Source organism: Pantoea sp. B65 (assembly GCF_047308185.1).
Lineage (GTDB): Bacteria > Pseudomonadota > Gammaproteobacteria > Enterobacterales > Enterobacteriaceae > Erwinia.
Genome location: NZ_JAHXPU010000025.1, coordinates 56,746 through 78,147, shown reverse-complemented (window position 1 = coordinate 78,147; position 21,402 = coordinate 56,746). Strand labels below are relative to the sequence as shown.

Sequence of the window (21,402 nt, the reverse complement as noted above, 5' to 3'; positions counted from 1 at the left end):
CTTCCTTCCGTGCTTTTTCTTCGAGCTTTTGTGCGATAGTCATGATTATGTCTCCATGTTGCGGTAAACGCTGCACCAGAGTGCTGATAAAGGCGTCAGGATTTGCCGTATCCCCAACCATTAGCATGTAGTTGAATAACGCCTCCAGCTGTTCGGATGTATTGTAATCCAGCTGCAGCAGCATGACCAGTAGCGGCTCCAGTTCTGCCATATCACGCTGACGGATATGCTTCTGCACCAGTTCCTGCGCGGCAATACGCCGGTGCCTGATAATCTCATCGTCGCTGATCGTTGTAACATCCACCAGCGGAAAATCGCCGCAGTAAAGCTGCCGCGCTGCGTTCGTGTCACTGAATGCATCCATCCAGTTCATGGAATAGGGATAAGGTGCGATTTTACCGTGATAAAACAGGACTGGGATCACCAGCGGCAGTTCCTTTGCCTTTTTATGGTTATCCAGATGCCGCTGCATCGCCGCCAGTGCATAGCGCATCAGGCGGAAGGTCATCAGCCTGTCGGGGGTGCTCTGATGCTCAATCAAACAATAAATATAGCCCTCCCCGCTGTCAGTCTGTAGCGAATAGAGAATGTCGGACTGAATGCCCCGCAGTTCACGATCGATGAAACTGCCGGATTCCAGCTGCAGTGTATTCAGGTCGCAGCGTTTCAGCAGAGCTGGCGGCAGGTGGATTTGCAGGAAATCCCGCGCGGTTTCAGTGCGGGTAAGGAATTGTTTGAAGACTGCGTCGTGCGGTGTGGGTGTGCCGGCATTCATTGCCTGTATCCTGTCGTCCGTTTGACATGGATAAATTCTATCACGGCTGTCCGCTGGTTAAAATTAAAACAGAGCATTTCTTGAGCAACAGGTAAAGCCAAATATACTCAGTTTATGTCGCGAGAAAGCAGGAACTTCACGCCAGATTATCCGTTACAGGCTGGTTATGCATAACAGCGTAATCGGCTGAAAATAATTTTTGAGGAAGAACAGACTACCTTTCAATTACAAAGATATTAATTATCCAAAAAAATATCGATATAATTCAGAAAATTTAAAATAAGTTACATGGCATCCCGGGATGCGTTAGAAATTCTGTGTCATTCCAGTAATATACAAACAAAAAGGAATGACACATGTCCCAGCCCTTCGATTTTGACAAAGCACTTAAGGCACTCCAGTCTGGCCAGGCTCTGACCGGTAAAGATGGCATCTTAACTCCATTAATCAAACAGTTAACTGAAGCGGCGCTTTCTGCGGAGCTTGACTCTCACCTGGCTCAGGACGTTGAAGCCAGCCGTAAAAATGGTTCCGGCAAAAAGACCATTAAAGCCCCGACCGGCAGCTTTGAACTGGCGACACCACGCGATCGTAATGGCACGTTTGAGCCGCAGTGAGTCAAAAAGCATCAGACCACCCTGTCCGACGAGATTGAACGCAAGATCATTCGTCTGTTTGCGCTGGGGATGAGTTACCAGGACATCAGCTGTGAGATTGAAGACCTCTATGCTTTCAGCGTTTCCACCGCCACCATCAGTGCGCTAACCGATAAAGTTATTCCCGCACATAAGCTATGGCGGCAACGTCCGCTGGAGAAGGTGTATCCCTTCGTCTGGCTGGACGTCATTCACTATAAGATCCGTGAGGATGGCCGTTACCAGAGTAAAGCCGTTTATACCGTGTTGGTGCTGAACCTGGAAGGCAAAAAGGAAGTCCGGGGTCTGTATCTGTCTGAAAGCGAAGGCGCTAACTTCTGGCTGTCAGTTCTGAGCGATCTGCAAAATCGTGGCGTGGAAGACATCCTGATAGCCTGCGTGGACGGGCTGACCGGCTTCCCGGAGGCAATAAACAGCATCTATCCGCAGACAGAGGTACAGTTGTGTGTCATTCACCAGATACGTAACTCGATTAAATACGTCGCGTCAAAGCACCATAAAGCGTTTATGGCCGACCTGAAGCCGGTTTACCGTGCGCTGTCAAAAGAGGCGGCAGAAACAGCGCTGGATGAGCTGGAGGCGAAGTGGGGCCAGCAGTATCCGGTGGTACTCCAGTCATGGCGTCGCAAGTGGGGAAACCTGTCAGCGTACTTCCGGTATCCGGCGAATATCCGCAAAGTCATTTACACCACAAATGCCATCGAGTCAGTCCATCGTCAGTTCAGGAAGTTGACCAAAACTAAAGGCGCATTCCCAAATGAAAACAGCCTGCTGAAGTTACTTTATCTGGGACTGTTGAACGCACAGGAGAAATGGACAATGTCGATTCAGAGCTGGAATTTGACATTGTCGCAGCTAGCCATTTATTTCGACGGGCGGCTGAATAATATGATGACGCTGTAGAGTTTTTAACGTGACACAGAATTCTGAACGCTCTCCATGAGCCATCAAAATCATCATCAGACAAAAACAATTGAAGAATTTATGTCCCCTCTGTAACGCCAGTACGCCTATTTCCCCGTTTGTGAAAGTTCGCGATGATGCGCCTCCGGTAAGTTCCGGCCATAACGCATAAAGGTTACGTCCAGCTATTTGGCTTGCCTTTCTTCATTTGCAGTTCTTCCACAAGGGTATGTTATGCAAAATAAAAGCGCTCTGCTTTTACTCGCACTGTCTGTCGCCGTTTTCGGCGTAATCACCACCGAAATTGCCATCATTGGCCTGTTACCAAAACTGGTCTCACAGCTGCATGTGACGCCAACGCAGGTAGGCTTCCTCGTCAGTATTTACGCCATCATCGTAGCCATCACCGGCCCGTTTATTACCCTGATGCTGTCAGGTTTTAATAAAAAAGCGGTGCTGCTGAGCATTCTTGTGGTGTTCATTATTTCCAACCTGATCTATGCCACAACAGACGTTTTTAATCTGATGCTGCTATTCCGCATTCTGCCGGCGCTGGCACATGCCGTTTTCTTCGCCGTTGCGCTGGTCGTTGCCGCCAGCTCGGTCCCCAAAGAAAAAGCCGCCGGTGCGGCCGCAAAGGTATTTGCCGGCGTCGCGATAGGTCTGGTGCTGGGCGTTCCGCTGAGTTCACTCATCGCGGATCATCTTTCGCTGGCGGCAGCGTTCTACTTCGGCGCCGCTGCCTGCGTGGTGGCCTTCGTTGGCGTCATGCTTTTCATGCCTTCAATGCCGGCGAAAAATAAAGTGTCTTATGCCAGCCAGGTTTCTGTGCTGCGCAATGGCAAGCTGTGGCTGACCATCTCCACCGTTACGCTGGTTTTTGCCGCGATGTTCTCCGGCTTCAGTTACGTTGCAGATTATCTGGCGCGGGTGACGCATCTCAGCAATAACGCCATCAGCGCAATGCTCATCCTGTTTGGCCTGTGTGGTTTCACCGGTAACTTTGTCTTCAGCAGCTTCCTGCAGAAAAACGTCGTGAAAACCACCCATGTTTATCCGCTGCTTTACACGCTGGTTTTCCTGCTGGTCTGGTTGCTGGGCTTTTCGCCGCTGGCGATGTGTCTGCTTACCGTATTCTGGGGTGCATTTCACTCATCGGGGCTGGTTGTCAGCCAGACCTGGCTGATGCGTGAAGCCAGCGAGGCGCCTGAGTTTGCCAACAGCCTGTACATGTCATTTTCTAATCTGGGGATCACCCTTGGCTCGCTCACGGGCGGATGGTTTATTGCCCGCCTCGGTACGCATTCCGTGGTTCTCAGCAGCGTGATTTTTGCCCTGCTGGCGTTTGCCAGCATCGTCATCAGGCACCGCTCTGATAGTAAAACGGCACGTGTAGCTGAAGAACAGGCGTAAGCACTGCAGCATTAATGTAGAACTTATGGAACATCTGTTCGGAACAGACAGGTATTCCATAACCCGCTCACGGCACCCATCATGGAGTATCTACTGAAAGGAGCAAAATATGGACAAATTGTTTACCTCATACCGTCTCGGTGACATCACGCTGAACAACCGGGTGGTGATGGCACCAATGACGCGTTCACGGGCAAGGGCGGGAGATACCGCTGACGAGCTGACGGCGAAGTACTATCAGCAGCGGGCCTCGGCGGGCCTGATTATCACCGAGGGGTCGCAGATTTCCGTGCAGGGGCAGGGCTATCTCTTCACGCCGGGCATTTATAATGACGAACAGGTAAAGGGCTGGGAAAAAACCACCCGTGCCGTGCACGCGGCGGGCGGCAGGATTTACCTGCAGCTCTGGCACGTCGGGCGCATCTCTCATACCAGCCTGCAGCAGAATGGCCAGCTACCCGTCAGCGCTGTCGCCGTCAGGGCAGAAAATTCGACCTGCTATGCGCGCGATGAGCAGGGAAATGCCGGTCCTGTAACGGTGTCTACGCCGCGTGCGCTGACCCCGGCAGAAATCAGCGCCGTGGTTCAGGACTACGTTAACGCGGCTAAAAATGCCATCCGCGCGGGTTTTGACGGCGTTGAAATTCATGCCGCCAACGGCTATCTGCTGGAGCAGTTCATCAACGGTGGACTGAACACCCGAACCGATGAATACGGCGGCCCGCAGCATGAAAACCGTCTGCGCTTTGTACTTGAGGTAACCGACGCGGTATTGCAGGCGATTGGCGCAGATAAAACCGGCATCCGGCTGGCGCCGTTTGGTCGTCTGTTTGATATGCACGCATTTCCGGGTGAAGAAGAGACCTGGCTGCTGCTGGCTAAAAAACTGGGCAGCCGTTCTCTGGCCTATGTGCATCTTAGCGATCAGCAGACGCTGGGTGAGCAGGCGATCCCCGACGGATTCATTGAGAAATTTCGCGCCGCCTATGACGGCACGCTGATCATTGCCGGCGGCTTTGATAAAGCGCTTGCCGAAACCTACCTGCAGCAGGGCAAGGTCGATCTGATTGCATTCGGGCGGCCTTATATTGCCAACCCGGATCTGGTGGAAAGGATGGCTAACGGCTGGCCACTTAGTGAAGTCAACCGGGCCACCATGTACGGTGGATCGGAAGAAGGCTATACCGACTACCCTGCGTACAAAGAGCCGGCCTGATTAGTCGAGCGCGCCGTCTTCTGCCGCCTGAACCAGCGTGTCCACGACATAGCGGATTTTAGGCAGCAGCTGACGGCTTTTTGGCCAGAGCGCGCTGATGGGCATCTCTCCGCCGGAGTGGCCCGGCAGAACTTCCTGCAGTTCGCCGCTTGCCAGATAGTTACCGACCAGCCATATCGGCAGCTGCGACAGACCACATCCCGCCAGGGTGGCGGCAAGCATCGCATCACCGTCGGCAAATTCATGGGTCGGCGGCGGTATGAACCGCGTTATCTGTCCCTCCGCGTCCTTCAGCAGCCAGGAAATAGGCTGATTGCGCCGAAACCCGACCACGCACTGGTGTTCGCTTAAATCGTCCGCCGTGACCGGCTCGCCATGATAAAGCAGATAGTCGGGTGAGGCGCAGATCACCAGTTTCTGGGTGGTCAGCCTTCGGGCGACCAGACCGCTGCTGTCGGCCAGCTCACCAATGCGGATAACCAGATCAATGCCTTCCTCAATAAGATCGACAAACCGCTCGCTGAAGGTCACCGTCAGGGCGAGCTCAGGATATTTTCGCGTAATCTGCAGCAGGACGGGTAATATACGCTGCCGCCCGAAGGCGGCGGGTAAATCCACTCTGAGTCTGCCGGCAGGCTGGCAGATATGGGACGTCAGCTCGGCCTCCGCCTGCTCCAGAATATCGATGGCGTTCTGGCAGCTGTCAAGAAATCGCTCTCCGTCCGGAGTCAGGCTAAGCCGGCGCGTTGAACGCTGAAAAAGCTTAAGGCCGAGGCGGTCCTCAAGCCGGCTGACGCTTTTGCCTACCGCGGATTTGGTCAGCCCCAGACGCTCAGCGGCAGCGGTAAAGCTGCCCTGCTGAGCCGTGGTTACAAAAGCGGTGATCCCGCCCAGGTGATCGGTTTTTCTCATGGTTATCTTAATGTCTCAGACAGGCTTGCATGCCTTATTGTCATATAACGTCCGGGCGCTTCATCAAGAAATAGACTTAGCACGCGCAGGCGGTTTTCCGCAAAAGCTTCCCGGAACACCTTATCAGGATTGGGCATGCGCAGTGTTTTCTGCAAAAAAGTGAATACGGCATGGTGTTCCCTGTCAAACTTCACCGTCGTGCGGTATTCCGACAGCGCACCGCCCACCAGAGCTTCCTGACCGGGCACCTGATAACTGATATCCATATTAACTTCGGCTTGCTCGTCAGGCAGAGGGATGACATCGATCCGGCGGATAAAGTGTGCGCTCCTTTCATACGGCAGGTCGTGCAGCCAGCGCGTCATTTCCGCTTTCCCCTTTGCAAGCAGGTGAGCGCCCGCATGTACCAGCATGACATCCTCTGAAAATAGAGCGCTATGAAGGCCAGCTTCTTCTGTTTTCCCTTCAAAAACGGCAAACCAGCGGTGGGCAATGTCACAGGCCGCATGATAGCGCGCTTGTGTTATCTCTTGTTCAGTCATCAGGTCTCCGGGCTGGATTGATTAAGCACAGATGCAGGTGGAACGCGGTGAACACGGCCCCCGGCCCTAAGATACACCTGCCATCGCCTGATGATTGTTGAATCTATATCTACACAAATCCGAATGAAAGCGGATTTATCATGACAGAGAAAACAATCATAGTGATTTCCGAACTTACTGTTTCGCCACGTAACCACTGAAACGAGGCTGAGGAAATCCTGATGAAAGACGCGAACATCCCCCTGTCACTGCTGGATCTGGCGCCGATTACCGAAGGCCACAACCTGGCTGACGCTATCCGCAACAGCGTTCGTCTTGCCAGAGCGGCTGAAGACGCTGGTTATTATCGCTTCTGGATGGCCGAACATCACAATATGGTGGATATCGCCAGCGCCGCCACAACGGTGATCCTGAGCCACATTGGTGCCCGCACCGATAAAATCCGCATCGGCTCGGGCGGTATCATGCTGCCAAATCACGCGCCGCTCGTCGTCGCTGAGCAGTTTGGTACGCTTGAAACCCTTTATCCGGGCCGCGTGGATCTGGGGCTGGGACGCGCGCCCGGTACCGATCAGGAAACGCTGCTGGCGCTGCGGCGTGAGAGCCGGGCAAAAGGGCTGGACTTCCCCGACATGCTGGAAGAGCTGCAGCATTTTCTGGCCGAGCCGCGTCCCGGCCAGCGCGTGACGGCAGTACCGGGCGCCGGACTCCGTATTCCGCTCTGGCTGCTGGGTTCCAGCACTTTCAGCGCTCAGCTGGCCGCACAGAAAGGCCTGCCGCTGGTTTTCGCCTCTCACTTTGCGCCCGACGCCATGCTGGCGGCCATCGACACCTATCGGGCAGGATTTAAGCCGTCAGAAACCCTCAATGAGCCCTACGTAATGGTGTGCGTAAACATTGTGGCGGCGGAAACGCAGAAAGAGGCAGACCGGCTGGCCACCACAGAATTGCAGAAGTTCGTCAACCTGGGACGCGGCGTTGAGATGAAGCTGCCAAAACCCGTTGATAACATGAATGCGCTATGGCATCAGGCTGAGGCGCAGCGGGTGCTGACTCAGTTACGCGAATCGATATGGGGCACGCCTGACGTGGTGCGTGCCGGACTTCAGGATCTGGTGCGCCGCACCGGCGCAGACGAAATCATGGTGAATTCCTGGATCCATGACGCCGATGCACGTATCCGTTCGCATCAGCTGATCGCGGGCTGCTGGAATAGCTGAGGAGAAGCGATGAAACAGCTTTTTACCGGTCTGAATCGCCACGGATAGCCCAGACACATCGGAGCCGTGGGAAATACAGGACGGGAACGTCTACCGGGGGAACTATCCAGCCTTACCTTGAAGCTAAAACGTCACTGACGTTCATGCGGAATCTAACGGCTTCACTAATAAGTAGCAACCAGCGTCAGGTCCGCGCTGAGCGCAGGTTGTGTGAAAACAACTGATCACTCTTTGGTCTAAGCAATGGTTTTATATGATCAGCCATTCTTTATAAACCCATGCGACAGACTGAATTTTTCATTAAAATTAAAAACATACGAATAAACACCGCGGGTGCCGACATGACCCATCACATTAAAGGACAAGGCAGACATCAGGTGACATTGCTCCCTGATGCGCTGGATGATTTTGTCACTGAAGATAACCCAGTCAGAGTGGTTGATATATTTGTAGATGGGTTACAGCTTGATTCTCCTGGCTTCAGAAGAGTTGATGCAAAGCCAACCGGACGGCCCGGATATCACCCCGCAACCATGCTGAAGCTGTAGTGAGCAGAGTCGTAACCGACTCTTAGTGCCTGCAGGTCAAGCATGGCAACGCAATCGCCCACAGAACGGCAACCCATAAAACACTTAAAATGAGTATGCCCGCGCCTGGTCGCAGGAGAAGGGAGAGTGAAAAAGTGTTGGAGAATGCATACGAGCCCCACAAGATATGTTATACCATAACACTAAGTCAGCAGAGTACTGATTGTTAAGAAGGGTCAGCGCGAGGATATGTGACGGAATGTTACAATCATCTTTTGCTTTTTCTGATGAGTCCCGTTTTCTTTATTTGCGACCTGTACAGGGTAGTGAAGGTCCGAGGGTCACGGTGTCAATTATTCGATGCTTAGCAAAGCTGACGTTTGCCGCGAGCGAATAGCACATTGATGTCAGGCCACAGTGAAGGATTGTCGTAGCGTTTTGCGTTCCGGATAACCACATGAAAATTCATAATATTATCGTTGCATCCCTGGCAGTGACCTCATTCAGTGCTCTGGCATTTAAATCTGAACCCTCCACGACGGCCACGCTCTCCGCGAATCAACTCAATGCGATTGAAACCAGTTTTTTTAAAGGTTTTAACATCAGCCACTCAGGCGCATCGCTCGCCGGAACCTGTAGTGCATCTCCGGTGACGGGCTGCAGTTGCGCGTTCTGCACCATGCTTCGAAGCCATCAGAACTAAACGTGCAGAGAGCAACCAATTCGCTATTAGGGCACCGATTGCTAAGTTGAAAACGGTGGCAAAATAGCCACTCTCATTTTTAGATGAGTATCCGAAAAATAACGTTACCGCATTTTTAATGCTCCAGCATTGGGCATGACGAGCGTTTTACGTCTGTTAGGGGATTTTGCCCGGTTCGACGACGTCAGATTATGTTTTTTAAATCAGGAACCTTTATGCAGCCTTCTGCTCAGCGTGATATTCCCACCCAGGATCTGCGGCTACGCTCTCGCTTATTGTGGTGCAGAGCCTTTATTTGCATGGCGCTCGGTGCCATTGCTATCGTTTTTTTTATCGTTGAGCTGCTCGATAAACAAAGTATCTGGATGACATTTATCAGACCGCTGGTGGCGTCAGGTTTACTGTCGCTTGCGGTGGTGGAAAATGCTTTGCGGGCCTATTCCTTCCCGACACTTTCTGAAGCGAAAAATGACGCTGAAACTGCGGATAAAAAGAACAAGGAAAAAACGAACTGGTTTATCAGAATAGACCGGGGTATTTCCCACTGGGAACCGCACCTTCTCCATCTCGGGCTGACCGGCGGATGTGCGATCATCGCCCTTTATCTCGTCAGCGCTAATCTCTCAACAGCAACGATTCTCACCCCGCCTGAAGGCGGATTGATTCCCGCCGGATCGGTGCTGCTGGCGAGTTGTTTCATTTTATTGGTTTGCGAACGCACACTCAGTTTCCGCAAGATGAGAAGCTGGCCGCACCAGTCGGCCATTATTGGGCTTATGCGAGCGTTACTGAGTATTTTTTTGCTGATATCCTCCGCCATCGGCCTCTCAACGCTTTCCCTGACAATAGCATTCTGGATAGTCAGGCTGGCCAGCCTGATTGTTTTACTGATTGCGCTGGAATTTATCCTTCGCACACTGCTCGCCGCCTGTGTTTTACCGAATTCTGACAAGAATCAGCCATTCCTGACCCAAAGTCTGATTGCTGAACAGTATCGCTGGCCTCTGCATCCTTTACTTATGCTGCGCAAAAAAATCATGCAGCATTTTGGAGTGGACGTAGGAAAGATTCAGGCCTTCCGGTTGATGGGAAAAATCTTTCCGCCTGTACTTTGCGGGGTTGCGCTCGTCGGATGGTTAGTCAGTGGTCTTCACGAAATATCCCCCAGTCAGCGCGGCGTTTATGAACGCTTTGGACGCCCTGTCGCCGTTCTTCCCTCCGGACTGCACGTCGGCCTCCCCTGGCCTTTTGGTCGGGTAATATCGGTAGATTTTGGTGCTGTGCATGAATTACAGCTGAGCGAAAAAAGGCCTGAAGAGAATGCAAATCAGAAGATCCCCGATACCATTGAAGGTCCGGCACCGCAGGAAAGCTGGCGCCTGTGGGACAACACCCATACGACCGATCAGGAACAGGTTATTGCAAGTGCAGTAAATGACAAGCAAAGCTTTCAGATTGTGAATATGGACATTCGTCTCATCTGGCGCGTAGGTTTGCAGGACCAGGACGCAATGAACAGCCTGTATCAGACGAACGATCTGCCCACCACAATCCAGCGTATTGCTCGCCAGGTTATGACCCAATACTTCGCCCATCAGCAGCTGGATGCCCTGCTCAATGAGCAACGCGCATCCATGTCCGCGGCCATGAATGCCGCAATACAGAAACGCCTGGACAATATTAATACTGGTGTCGAACTGCTTTATACCCGCGTCGAGTCGATTCACCCACCAGCCGGAGCGGCTAATGCCTACCATGGAGTACAGGCCGCTCAAATTGCAGCCAATACCCGGATTGCCAAAGAGAAAGGATATGCCGCATCACAGGGGGAAGCGGCGCGGCAAAAAGCCGCAACGACAATCAATGGTGCACAAGCCACTGCGGGCGAACGGATGGCTCAGGCAAACATCGCCCTGACCCGCTATAGCGCGGAATATCATGCCTGGCGTCTTAATCCTGAAGCCTATATTAACGAGCAACGTTACCAGACTTACAGCAAAGCGCTGACGCGAACGCCATTGCTGATCCTGGACAGTCAGATTGCGCAAGGGAATGAATCCATGCTCGATTTACGTCAGTTTTCCCAGCCATCACGGTAGCACTGCAGAAAAGGTTATCTAAGAATGAAAATCCGCACTATTTCAACCCTTGCAGACGGTGACAAGGTTGGTTTAACCCCGATAGTCACGCCACCACGGGCCTCGCGTGGGGCCCCACGCTGGTTACGCTATAGCATTGCCGCACTACTGGTTATTCTGGCGCTACTCACCGCTTGCCTTGTACAGGTTCACGCGGGTAGTGCGACGATCATTACTCGCTTTGGCAGTCCGGTCCGCGTTCTGCTGTCACCCGGTCTGGCATGGCGTCTCCCTGCCCCTTTTGAAACGCCTGTAGAAGTGGATCTGCGCACTCTCTCGACCTCCAGCGGTTTACAGGATGTCGGTACCCGCGACGGTTTACGTGTTATTGTTCAGGCCTGGGCTATCTGGAAAGTCAGCCCGCAACAACCCCATGTGCTGCGGTTTATCCGCGCCGTACAAAACCAGCCTGAAGAAGCCGCTCGCCAGATCAGAACCTTCATTGGCTCGGCTCTGGAAACCACAACCAGTAACTATGCGCTTTCCGAGATCGTCAATACCGATGCCGGAAAGGTAAAAATTCCGCAGTTAGAAGCGCAAATCAAGAGCCAACTGAAAGCACAACTGCTCAATAGCTATGGCATTGACCTGATCGACGTCGGGATTGAACGCCTGACGCTGCCTGCGGTGACGCTAAATGCCACGGTTGACAGAATGCGGGCAGAGCGTGAAACCATCGCGACAGAGCGTACGGCAGAAGGAAACCGGCTGGCAGCTGAGATTCGTTCCAGAGCCGATAAAGACGCCCGTATTACCGAGGCCGACGCGTCAGTGACGGCCGCCACCATTACCGCGCAAGCGCAACAAGATTCTGCGGCAATTTATGCCAAAGCGTATGCACTGGATCCGCAGCTTTACAACTTATTGCGCTCTCTGGATACGCTTAATGCAGTGGTGAATAAAAGTACGCGTATTGTCCTCAGTACCGATGCGGCGCCGTTTAAAGCCCTGGTGCAAAAACCCGAAGACGGGCAGAAGGCCAATCCATGAGAAAACAATCTCTGGCCCTTAGCCCGTGGGGGCAGTCATACCGTATTGCTTTTTTCGGTCTGTATGCCGCCACGCTGCTCGCCGCGCTGGCATGGGTGGTTTCCAGTTTTCATCAGGTCACCCCCGATACGCAGGCTATTGTGTTCCGTTTCGGTAAACCGGTAAAAGTGGAAAGTTCCGGGATGCTATTCGCGTGGCCCAATCCGGTCGATCGCGTTGAAATCATTCCAGGCCCGGCCCGCATTCTGCAACAGGATGTTTTACCTTTACAGCGACGCGAGCAACAGAAGCTGCTGACGGGCGATCAATATTCCCGCGACGCTGGTGCGGGCGCAGGTTATCTGTTAACCGGTGACGCTGGTATCGTTCAGCTCAATATACAGGTGTTCTACCGCATCAGTTCGCCGCTGAACTACGTGCTCCAGAAACAGCATATCGCTCCCCTGATCGACAGACTTGCGCAACGGGCGGCAACGCTTGTCAGTGCTGGACGCGATCTGGATACCATCCTGGTGGCTCGTCCAGAAATGCTGCAAAACGACAGTCATGCCGCACAGGAACGCTCACGACTGCGCAGCGATTTGAAACAGATTATGAGCCAGGATCTGCAAAAGCTAAAAGGTGATGGCAATGACCCCGGCATCACCATCAAACGTATTGATATTGCCTCGTCACTGCCTGATAGCGCTGTCGATGCCTTTAACGCCGTCCTGACTGCCAGCCAAAAGGCTGAGCAGACAATCGCCCAGGCCCAGAAGGATGCCACACTTCGCTTGCAAAAAGCACAGCAGCAGTCTGATGGTGTCATTCAGCAGGCACAAGCCGATGGACAGGAAATGCGAGCGCAGGCGGAAGTGGCTACGCAAACCATGACGAAACTTGCGCAGGCGCGTGCAACAGGAACCGATGCAGGAATGCTGTCACGTCTCTGGCAGGAAAATATCACCAAAATTCTGTCTCATGCCGGGCAGGTGATTACGGTGAGTCCGACAGATAAAGGCAAGCTCATTTTGCCGGGTCCGGCACCACAAACCGATGAATCATCTGCATTACAAATGTTCGGGGGAATACCATGAGTCATCAGTGCAGCCATGATCATATGCATCCGGACTTCAGCCAGGGACTGCTGACACCGGAAGAGCAGCGGAAAATGACCGTCCAGTTAACCCTGGCCATGACCACTATTGGGCTGATCCTGCTAAGCTTACTCTGGCGAGCCATTGCACCAGAACAGACCGCTATCAGCGACTTGCTTGCGGGTGCTGCCTGGCTTTTAGTCGCCATCCCTGTTTTTCGGGTGGGCTGGCACAGCCTTCGTCATCCTGATTTACACGGCGTGACGGATTTACTAATTGTACTGGCCATGCTCGGTGCCTGGGCTCTTGGGGATTTGATCACCGCCGCGTTGCTACCCGTGCTGATGATTTTCGGCCATATTCTCGAAGAGCGCAGCGTGATGGGCACACGCCAGGCGATCGCCGGGTTGACGAAACTCACCCGCAGCAAAGCGCGGCGTGTTTGTGATAACGGCTCATTCGAGTCCGTCGACAGCAGCATGATTCGTAAAGGTGACATTGTGGAGATCCGCGCCGGGGATAATGTCCCCGCAGACGGCAGAATTCTCAGTGGCTTCGCCAGTCTCGATGTGGCCTCCATTACCGGGGAGTCAGTACCACAGGAGGCCGGGCCAGGTTCACAGATTTTTGGCGGCTCCATCAACCTGAACGGTCTGCTGCACATGGAAGTGATGCACGCCGGCGAGCAGTCCACGCTGGGTAAAGTGATCGCCCTGATGAAAGATGCCGAACAGGCAAAACCCCCTATTACGCGTTTGCTGGAACGTTATGCGTCGCACTATCTGGTGCTGGTATTGCTGATCGCCGCCAGCACCTGGTTTTTCACCTGGGACAGCCAGGCAATGCTGGCCGTGCTGGTTGCGGCCTGCCCATGTGCACTCGTGCTTTCCGCTCCAGCAACGGCCATGGCCGGGATTGCTGTTGCAGCACGTCATGGCATTCTGATCCGTAATGCTGCGTTTCTGGAAGAGCTGGCAGACGTTGATGCGCTGATCATCGATAAAACCGGCACGCTGACACAAGGGCGGCTGAAACTGGTCGATGCCGTACTGGCTCCGGACTGTCACTATGACCGCGTTTTACAGCTTGCCGCCACACTCGGTGCGACCAGTAATCATCCGGTAAGCCATGCGCTGGCTGAATATGTCGCTCCGGAAAAACGGCTTCCGCTGCAGGCTGTCGAGGAGAAACAGGGGCTCGGTATCGTGGCCCGGACAGATACGGGCACCGCGCTTCTCGGGCGAGCCGATCTTTTTACTGAATATGGCGTCAGCACCCTGCCCCCGCCCGATCATCAGGGTCCTGTCGTCGGTATTGCGCACCACGGTCAGTTCCTCGGCTGGTTGCTGCTGGCGGACACGCTGCGCCCGGAGGCACCCGAAGCGCTTCAGGAATTGCAGCAAATGGGGATTGAAAAGCAGTTGCTGCTGACCGGCGATCGACTGCCAGCCGCCACCAGCGTTGCGAATGCGCTCGGAATTCGGGACGTGATTGCGCAAGCGTTGCCCGCGACCAAACTGCAGGAGGTGCAAAAGGCGGTGAACGAAGGCTGGAACCCGCTAGTGGTCGGTGATGGTATCAATGATGCGCTGGCGTTGAAAGCCGGCGCGGTCGGCATGGCAATGGGTGCCAACGGTGCTGATATCGCACTGGTTTCAGCGGATGTCGTGCTTACCGGGAGTGACCTGCGTCGTATAGCTTCGGCCATCCGGTTGAGCCGAAAATGCCGCAAAACGCTGATGGTCAATGTGTTTATCGGCCTTGGCTGGACGATCATGATCGTCGCCGCCGCAGCGCTCGGCTGGCTCGGAGGGGCTGGCGCACTTGTCGCGGCGTTGCTCCACAACCTGAGCACATTGATGGTTCTGGGGAATACAGGACGACTGCTGCAATTTGACGAAACCCACTGAGACAAAACCCCGGCATGATTGCTCATGCCGGGGTGACGATAGACTGTAAGCCCTGTTCTCTACGCTCCAGGTGAAAAAAGAGGCAGGACAGTATCTGCGTGACTACCCACGATCATCCGTCAGCCCCAGGAAGCCTGAATCGCCTCCATCACTTCCCCCAAATACGGCGCGCAGCACGAGTGCAACAGTAATTTGTCTGCGCCGTTCGGCAGTTCCAGTTGCAGGCGTTTAAAATCAGCGTTCGTCATAAATGGATTCTTTAGCAATAGTGAAATTTTCAGGAAATCCAGCATTCACACAGGTGATAAACAAATTAAAAGGTCTCTGTTGCCGTTGCTCAAAAGTTAGCTAAGCCGTATCGGTGATGTCGGTGACAGCGAACACCCATACAAAAAATTACAAACTGACGCCATTTGCAACAAAGCACAAATATGTGTTATGTTATTACATAACAAACAGCAATATGTGCAGTTTCATGAATAACAATCACCCTTATCCGATCCCCGTTCTTGATGCAAAAAATGTGAGTATCTCCACGGGTAATCACACGCTGGTCAGCGAGTTTAGCTTTCGTCTGTTCGAAGGCGAACGGGTCTGTATCATCGGTTCATCAGGTTCGGGTAAATCCCTGACCGCAAAAGCTATCATCGGCATACTTCCTGCAGAGTTAACATTTCAGGGAAGTATCCGCATTAACGGTGCCAGTGTTGGCGGGGTTCACCCGTCCCGACGGCCTGAACACGCACTGGTTTCTGCCATCTTTCAGGACTCGTCCACCGCGCTTAATCCGTTAATGCCGGTAGGTCGCCAGCTTGCTCTGGCCCTGAAAACGGGTGATAGCGCAAAACTGTCGTCCTTACTGGATGCGTTCCAGCTGGGCGATATTCCCCAGTTACTCTCACGATACCCTGCTGAGCTTTCCGGCGGACAGCGTCAGCGCATCTGTATTGCGCTGGCGCTGATGGCGAATAACCGTTTGCTGATTGCTGATGAACCGACGACTGCGCTGGATGTGATTAGCCAGCAGCAAGTTCTGCAGGTATTAGGTCATCGTACAGCACTGAGCTCCCCCCCTGCGCTACTCTTCATTACTCACGATATCGCCGTTGCCACTCAACTGTGCGAGCGAGGTATCGTGATGGAAAAAGGCCAGATTGTGGAATGCGGCACAATGGCCCGGCTCCTGAATGCGCCTGAACATCCCTATACCCACAAACTGGTACAGGCGGCACGAGCCGCTGAACAGGCATTGATAACACATTCCAGTGAGGCACTTGCCGGATGAGTACGAAATTACGAACGGCATCCCATCATTTCATTCAGGTCGACAGGATTTCCCGCTACCGCAACCGGCCGGCATTACTCTGGCAGAAGGCCACCTCCGGAAACGCCATCCTTGAAGATTTTTCATTAACACTGCACCAGCATGAACGCGTGGGCCTGCTCGGATGTTCGGGCTGCGGAAAATCAACGTTGCTAAAAGCTATCCTGGCTCTCGACGCTGTGGATGACGGAGTGGTGTATTGCGATGGAAATGTGGTAAGGCCGGGTTCTGCCCGCACATTACGCTGGTATCGCCGCCAGGTTCAGTACCTTCCTCAGGAGCCCGCCAGCACCCTGCCTCCGGCAATGCGTGTCAGAGATATCCTCAACGAGCCGCTAAGACATTTAGGCTGCAACCGTAACGCATCACCCAATCTTGCCGCAGCGCTTGAACAGGTGGAGCTCAGCCCGAAGATCCTCGACCAGCGTGCAGGCTCGCTTTCCGGCGGCCAGGCCCAGCGGGTCGCGCTGGCAAGGGCTCTGATCATTCAGCCCGATTTTCTGCTGGCTGATGAGCCAGTAAGTGGCCTTGACCTTCCTCTACGTGAGCAAATCAAATCGCTACTTTTGCGAATAACAGAAGAAAACCGGATGGGACTACTGATCGTCTCTCATGACATCTCGATGCTGGCAGGGTTATGCGACAGAACGTTGGTAATGGAGTGCGGGAAAATCATTGAAGATCGCCCAACGCTGCAAATGCTGCATTTTCCCCATCATCCACATACGCGCCAGCTTCTGGACGCGGTACCGGGTCTTGTTTCTCATGTCCCTTCCCGGACACATGGCTGAATACACTTTAAACGAACGCCTTTAACCATGACTGAATTGACTTCAGGGAAGAAAGCACACACCTCTCCCCCGTTACTGCTGGCCAGCCAGTTTATCTTCAATACCGGATTTTATGCGGTTGTCCCTTTTCTCGCCCTTTTTCTGCGCGATGACATGCTGTTGTCAGGCGCAGCGATTGGCCGGGTGCCCAGCCTCAGAATCTTTTCGCAACAGGGAATGTTTCTGGTGGGCGGTGCGCTTACTGACAGGTTCGGCGGGCGCGCCATCATACTCTGCAGCTGCCTGATCCGAATCAGCGGATACCTGTTGCTCGCCACCAGCGCCTCGTTATGGGGAGTCATCCTGGGAACCTGCCTGACAGCTATTGGCGGCGTAGCCGTTCTGACAGGACATTTTGTCTTGGGCGAGCTACTGGATCACGCACTCATCCCCTCTTCGCTGGCTTTTGTGCCATGGCTGATGATGGCCTGCATTCCGTTATGCCGCGCCGTGGCCATGCTGTTTATTTTACGAACGTTTAAAACCACCTCTGCAAATCAATAAGGATACATAGATGAATATGGGTAAAACCTTCTGGCCTGTTTATGGGCTCCTGTCAGCCACCTTATTACTCACCGGCTGTTTTAATGAACCGCAAGATAAATCGCTCAGTACCAGCGAGGGCAGAATTAAAGTGGCGCACCTTCTGCCGCCCCGTTCCGGCCTGACACCGCTCAGTGATGATGCGTTCAAATTATCGCGCTGGAGCACGGCTGAAACGCTGGTCGTACTCAACAGTGCCGGTGACGCGCAGCCAGCGCTGTCGACGAAATGGCAACAAATCAATGATACGACCTGGCGCTTTGAACTGCGCCCGAACGTCAGGTTTCATGACGATACTCCGCTGACTGCGCAGGTGGTTGTAAATGCCCTGAGCGTCGCCGCCAGCGCCACGCCAAAACCTCGTATTCTTGATGGTGTAAAACTCACGGCAAAAGCAGAAGGTGAAAGTTCTGTTCTGGTCACCACTGAAAAAAGGGATCCCCTTCTGCCTCAGCGACTTTCCAGCCCTCAACTGGCGATTTTGTCCCTGAATGCTTACCAGGAAAATGGCGTGGTAAATCCGGTTAATACGGGGACCGGGCCATTTATCCTGCGCAGCGTGGATGGCACCAGCAGTGCATCACTTGATCGTTTTGAAGGTTACTGGGGTGAGAAGGCGAAAGCCAGCGGCATTGACGCAAGTTTTGTTCCGGATGGCGCCGCTCGCGCTGCCGCATTACGTACCGGTACGGCGGATATTATTGAGGCGATTCCCGTGTCTCAGGCCCCGCTTCTGGAACAATCACTGGTTCATGAAGTGCCCATGCCGAGAACCAATACGCTTTATCTCAACACGGCTCAGGGCGTCATGAAAGATCCTGCGATGCGTGCCGCAGTCCGTGACGCGATTAACCGTCAGCAACTCGTCGATAATGTCTATGAGAAACGTGCAGACGTTGCGCAGGGACTGCTTGGCCCGGCATTATCGTGGGCAGCGCAATTACGTAAACCGGTTACAAGCCCGGCTACCCCGGGGATACCAGGCGGAGCCACAATTACTCTGGCGACGTTCAGCGATCGCGCGGAATTGCCAGAAGTCGCGGTTTACCTGGCACAACAGCTCAGCGCTGCCGGGTTTACCGTGAAACAAGTGGTTCGTGAATATGCTCAGATTGAAGCTGACGCGCTGGCTGGAAAATTCGATGCATTTATTCTTTCGAGGGCAACCGTCCTGGATTCCGGTGACCCGGTAGCCTACATGTATAGCGATTTTTCCTGCGAAGGTTCGTTCAATATTTCTCAGTTATGTCGCCCTGAAATTGATGCTGCGCTGAAAAAAGCCGGTGAAACACCTGCCGGTGAAGCCCGTCGTCAGGCCATCATGGACGCTGAAAACCTGATCCTTGCCAGTGATGCTGCCATTCCAATGTTGCATGAACGTGTTATTCAGGGGGAAAGCGCGGCTCTGAAAAATGCGCTACGTGACCCTCGCGAGCGCACGCTCATCAACAGCCAGACGCAGTTAGTCACCAGCGAACAGAATACTGCTTCGCAGTAAGTAAAGAGGCTATTGATCGATGAGCGAATCGCTGTACTGCAGGACCTGCGCCAGGATTCAGCGGGCGAGTTACCTGCCTCATGGCTTAATGATGACGTTGGTGTCGCGAGTCATTACGTTGACGGGCATCATCGTACTAATAGGGATGCTACCCTGGCTTTCAGGTACGGATCCGGCAATGGCGTTACTGCGCGCGCGTTCCGCTGAACAAGAAGCGACGCCGGAAGCGCTGGCAGCGATTCGCCAGTCACTGGGGCTCGATCAGGGTCCCGTGCAATTGCTGATTAACTGGCTCAGTGGCCTTTTACAAGGAGACGCCGGAAACGCCTGGGTTTCAGGACGTCCGGTACTGCCAGGAATGTTGCAGGCCGCGCAGGTATCACTGACGCTGATGCTGATGTCTGCCGTGGTGGCTCTGGTGCTGGCGGCAATGATTTGTCTGCCGACTTTCCGTCGCGGGCTGCATGGCCGGTCATACCGTTCGACAGGGTTTTTCGCGTCGATCTTTACCGCATTACCCGAGTTTCTTCTGGCCTCCTTTTTACTGGTCGTCGGCGCGGTCTGGCTGAAGTGGTTTCCCCCTTATGGCTGGAGCGGCCTGCACTATGCCGTACTGCCAGCGCTGGCCATGGGGATCCCGGCAGGGGGGTATCTGGGGCGAATATTCTCTGATGCTTTAGCCACAACGTTCAGCGAAAACTGGGTCATTACCTGGACCGTGTCAGGGATATCGCGCTGGCACATTATTTGTGCGGTACTTAAGCGAACATTAGCCACGGTAATGCCGTTAATCGGCCTTATTCTGGTGTCATTGACGGGTAGCGCCGTCACGGTCGAGAAAGTTTTTGCCATCCCGGGACTGGGCAGAGCAACGCTTGGGGCCGTAGTAGCACAGGATCTTCCGGCACTGCAGACCGGCATTCTCATCCTGCTGATTATCGCGTTTATGTTCGGCATTCTGGCGGCGGTGATCAGATACCTCATTCTTGGCCGGGCGTTACGCACGTCATCTCTGCCGGTGACAAATGAACCGGACGACAGCAATAGACGGATGTTGATAGTGCTGCCGGTTATCTGTGCCGTCGCGCTGGCCTTGCTTCTGCTGACCGGGTTGCCACGTGACCCGTACACGTCTGAGTTTCTGCGCCTGGCGCCGCCCTCCTCTTCACTGCCCTTCGGTGCCGACGCCATGGGGCGCGATTTACTGGCGAGAGTTGCGCACGGTACCGTGCATACCTGCATTCTGGCGCTGATTGTCTCGCTCATTTGTCTGGTTCTGGGATTAGTGATTGGCCTTTTCCCCCGAGTGTTCGTGGGGCCGACCGAGATGGCGAATGCCTTACCCCCGGTCATTGCTGGCTTGCTTGTAGTTTCAGTCAGTGGGCCCGGCAGTTCTGGCGCAGCCATTGCGATAGCGGCTGTCAGCTGGGCACCTCTGGCGACACACACCGCCGCGCTGGCAACAGAGATCCGTGCCAGATCTTACATTAGCATGCTGCCCGTTCTGGGTGCTGGCTGGCTGCGTCAGAATCTGTTCTATGTTTTTCCTGCACTTATTGGCCCTCTTTTCCGCCATGCTATGCTACGGTTACCTGGAATCGCATTGGCATTAGCATCACTGGGATTTCTTGGTCTGGGAGCATCACCGCCTGAGCCTGAATGGGGTAGAGTTCTCGCGGAAGGCATGCCTTATTTTGAACGCGCGTACTGGGTCGTTCTGGCTCCGGCGAGCGCCCTGGCCATTTTATCCATAATCGGGGTGAGTCTGGCGGGTCTAACAAGCAAAAAACCCACACGTATGCAATGAGTAGCAGTCTACGCACGGTCCACTTGCTTATAGATGTCCGACTCCCGGTTCAGCGGCGTGTGCTCCGCATACTTTGACGTCAGCACCCGGGCCAGTAGTCCCGGCCCGGCGATGCCGCGCGCGATGGCGCAGGGGCCTGCACGATGCGATCGCACGCTTTGCAGGCGTGCTTTTCCCGCACGGTACGGATAACGCGGAACGCACTGCGCAGCAACTCCAGCTGCTCTGCCGCGTCCTCACCCGGGTACGACAGCGCGCCGCCGCAGTCCGGGCAGCAGGATTCAGCCGGGGTGAGGCGTTTTTCATCGCGCGGGAGTGATTCAGGGAACGGCCTGCGCGTGCGGGTCTGCCGCAGCGGGCGCGGCGCCGGCAGGTCAATTTGCGCCATACCGACCCAGGATAATGACTCTCCCGCATCG

Annotated in this window: 16 protein-coding genes and 4 pseudogenes; 15 read left to right on the top strand and 5 right to left on the bottom strand. The window is 54.1% G+C overall.

Annotated elements, in window-relative coordinates; all coding sequences use genetic code 11:
• Window positions 1–775 (bottom strand): Rpn family recombination-promoting nuclease/putative transposase (locus JWF83_RS12185; RefSeq protein WP_413650470.1); only part of this gene is annotated, 775 nt, incomplete at its 3' end.
• A 356-nt stretch (window positions 776–1,131) separates the two neighbouring features.
• Between JWF83_RS12185 and JWF83_RS12180 the strand changes: the two are divergent.
• From JWF83_RS12180 to JWF83_RS12170, 3 genes and pseudogenes are all read left to right on the top strand, one after another.
• Window positions 1,132–2,334 (top strand): annotated as a pseudogene (locus tag JWF83_RS12180) (IS256 family transposase).
• A 234-nt stretch (window positions 2,335–2,568) separates the two neighbouring features.
• A complete protein-coding gene (locus tag JWF83_RS12175) occupies window positions 2,569–3,747 on the top strand; it encodes an MFS transporter (RefSeq protein ID WP_413650469.1) in 1,179 nt (392 codons plus the stop codon).
• Window positions 3,748–3,856: 109 nt separating this feature from the next.
• Window positions 3,857–4,963 carry an alkene reductase gene (locus tag JWF83_RS12170; protein ID WP_413650468.1) on the top strand — a complete coding sequence of 369 codons (1,107 nt, stop codon included), beginning with the start codon at window positions 3,857–3,859 and terminating at the stop codon, window positions 4,961–4,963.
• Here the strand turns inward: JWF83_RS12170 and JWF83_RS12165 are convergent, their stop codons facing one another.
• Window positions 4,964–5,875, bottom strand: coding sequence for a LysR family transcriptional regulator (locus tag JWF83_RS12165; protein ID WP_413650467.1), 912 nt, complete (start codon window positions 5,873–5,875; stop codon window positions 4,964–4,966).
• Window positions 5,876–5,877: 2 nt separating this feature from the next.
• A complete protein-coding gene (locus JWF83_RS12160) occupies window positions 5,878–6,417 on the bottom strand; it encodes a hypothetical protein (protein ID WP_413650466.1) in 540 nt (179 codons plus the stop codon).
• A 221-nt stretch (window positions 6,418–6,638) separates the two neighbouring features.
• On the opposite strand from JWF83_RS12160, the gene JWF83_RS12155 reads away from it, so the two are divergent.
• The 7 genes and pseudogenes from JWF83_RS12155 to JWF83_RS12125 all read left to right on the top strand — a co-directional run bounded on the left by JWF83_RS12155 (window position 6,639) and on the right by JWF83_RS12125 (window position 14,981).
• Entirely contained in the window at window positions 6,639–7,637 is a 999-nt protein-coding gene (locus tag JWF83_RS12155) for an LLM class flavin-dependent oxidoreductase (RefSeq protein ID WP_413650465.1), read from the top strand.
• A 341-nt stretch (window positions 7,638–7,978) separates the two neighbouring features.
• A pseudogene (locus JWF83_RS12150) lies at window positions 7,979–8,182 on the top strand (IS5/IS1182 family transposase); the annotation flags it as partial.
• A 439-nt stretch (window positions 8,183–8,621) separates the two neighbouring features.
• The gene (locus JWF83_RS12145) at window positions 8,622–8,867 is read left to right on the top strand and encodes a hypothetical protein (protein ID WP_413650464.1); all 246 of its coding nucleotides are present in this window, start codon (window positions 8,622–8,624) and stop codon (window positions 8,865–8,867) included.
• Window positions 8,868–9,082: 215 nt separating this feature from the next.
• Window positions 9,083–10,966 carry a protease modulator HflK gene (hflK, locus tag JWF83_RS12140; RefSeq protein ID WP_413650463.1) on the top strand — a complete coding sequence of 628 codons (1,884 nt, stop codon included), beginning with the start codon at window positions 9,083–9,085 and terminating at the stop codon, window positions 10,964–10,966.
• Window positions 10,967–10,990: 24 nt separating this feature from the next.
• Entirely contained in the window at window positions 10,991–11,995 is a 1,005-nt protein-coding gene (hflC, locus tag JWF83_RS12135; RefSeq protein ID WP_413650462.1) for a protease modulator HflC, read from the top strand.
• On the top strand, window positions 11,992–13,071 hold the full coding sequence (hflK, locus tag JWF83_RS12130) for a protease modulator HflK (RefSeq protein ID WP_413650461.1): 1,080 nt from the start codon (window positions 11,992–11,994) through the stop codon (window positions 13,069–13,071). Before hflC ends, hflK (JWF83_RS12130) begins: the two co-directional genes overlap by 4 nt.
• A complete protein-coding gene (locus JWF83_RS12125; RefSeq protein ID WP_413650460.1) occupies window positions 13,068–14,981 on the top strand; it encodes a heavy metal translocating P-type ATPase in 1,914 nt (637 codons plus the stop codon). The genes hflK (JWF83_RS12130) and JWF83_RS12125 overlap by 4 nt, the downstream gene beginning before the upstream one ends.
• Window positions 14,982–15,100: 119 nt before the next feature.
• Here the strand turns inward: JWF83_RS12125 and JWF83_RS12120 are convergent, their stop codons facing one another.
• A complete protein-coding gene (locus JWF83_RS12120; protein ID WP_413650474.1) occupies window positions 15,101–15,229 on the bottom strand; it encodes a hypothetical protein in 129 nt (42 codons plus the stop codon).
• Between the two features lie 215 nt (window positions 15,230–15,444).
• On the opposite strand from JWF83_RS12120, the gene JWF83_RS12115 reads away from it, so the two are divergent.
• The 5 genes and pseudogenes from JWF83_RS12115 to JWF83_RS12095 all read left to right on the top strand — a co-directional run bounded on the left by JWF83_RS12115 (window position 15,445) and on the right by JWF83_RS12095 (window position 20,983).
• Entirely contained in the window at window positions 15,445–16,266 is an 822-nt protein-coding gene (locus tag JWF83_RS12115; protein WP_413650459.1) for an ATP-binding cassette domain-containing protein, read from the top strand.
• Window positions 16,263–17,096: an ABC transporter ATP-binding protein gene (locus JWF83_RS12110; RefSeq protein WP_413650458.1), complete on the top strand. Its 834-nt coding sequence runs from the start codon at window positions 16,263–16,265 to the stop codon at window positions 17,094–17,096. Before JWF83_RS12115 ends, JWF83_RS12110 begins: the two co-directional genes overlap by 4 nt.
• A gap of 27 nt (window positions 17,097–17,123) precedes the next feature.
• Window positions 17,124–17,468: pseudogene (locus JWF83_RS12105) on the top strand (MFS transporter); the annotation flags it as partial.
• Between the two features lie 181 nt (window positions 17,469–17,649).
• Entirely contained in the window at window positions 17,650–19,176 is a 1,527-nt protein-coding gene (locus JWF83_RS12100) for an ABC transporter substrate-binding protein (RefSeq protein ID WP_413650457.1), read from the top strand.
• A gap of 19 nt (window positions 19,177–19,195) precedes the next feature.
• Window positions 19,196–20,983 (top strand): ABC transporter permease subunit, encoded by a 1,788-nt coding sequence (locus JWF83_RS12095; RefSeq protein WP_413650456.1) that lies wholly within the window; start codon window positions 19,196–19,198, stop codon window positions 20,981–20,983.
• A gap of 29 nt (window positions 20,984–21,012) precedes the next feature.
• Here JWF83_RS12095 and JWF83_RS12090 read toward each other — a convergent pair.
• A pseudogene (locus JWF83_RS12090) lies at window positions 21,013–21,359 on the bottom strand (IS66 family transposase zinc-finger binding domain-containing protein); the annotation flags it as partial.
• Between the last annotated feature and the right edge of the window lie 43 nt (window positions 21,360–21,402).